Source organism: Rhodococcus sp. P4_F3_2 (assembly GCF_056401335.1).
The window spans coordinates 1-425 of record NZ_JBFUJN010000226.1 but is presented as its reverse complement, the minus strand read 5'-3'; the positions used below and the strand labels follow the sequence as shown (position 1 = coordinate 425).

General features: G+C 38.3%; 1 protein-coding gene. It reads right to left on the bottom strand.

Features of this window, described 5'->3' with window-relative positions; genetic code table 11:
- Positions 1-368: mannitol dehydrogenase family protein (locus AC1DWA_RS33515; RefSeq protein ID WP_477917822.1), on the bottom strand; the 368-nt coding region annotated here is incomplete at its 3' end.
- Positions 369-425 lie beyond the last annotated feature (57 nt).

Genomic DNA, 425 nt, shown 5'->3' with positions numbered 1-425 from the left:
GGGTCATCTGATAGTTCAATTTTTTCTCCTTCTCTTTTTCCTTTATAAAAAGAAATGAGGGCACTGAGRGAAAATGTAAGCAARRYAGGYAGCGCTCCKTGCTTTTCAACGTACTCTTTAAGAGTTGGGATGTTTCGCRTTTTAAACTTTGTCATGCTGTTCAAAGAGATGCTCATTAATTCGTGRTGRATAAACGGATTTTGAAACCGTTCTAATGCAGATTTAGCAAATGACAAAGACTCTTCTTCCGAAACAGGTAAGCAAGGAATAATTTCTTCATACAGACACTTTCGAATAAACGTTCCGATTACTTCATCTTCGACTGCTTCTCTGACCGTATTTAGTTSCGCTAAATACGCAACAGGCATCRTWGCAGTATGAATACCGTTTAAAATTCTGACTTTCTGCAGCGCATACGGTGCAAT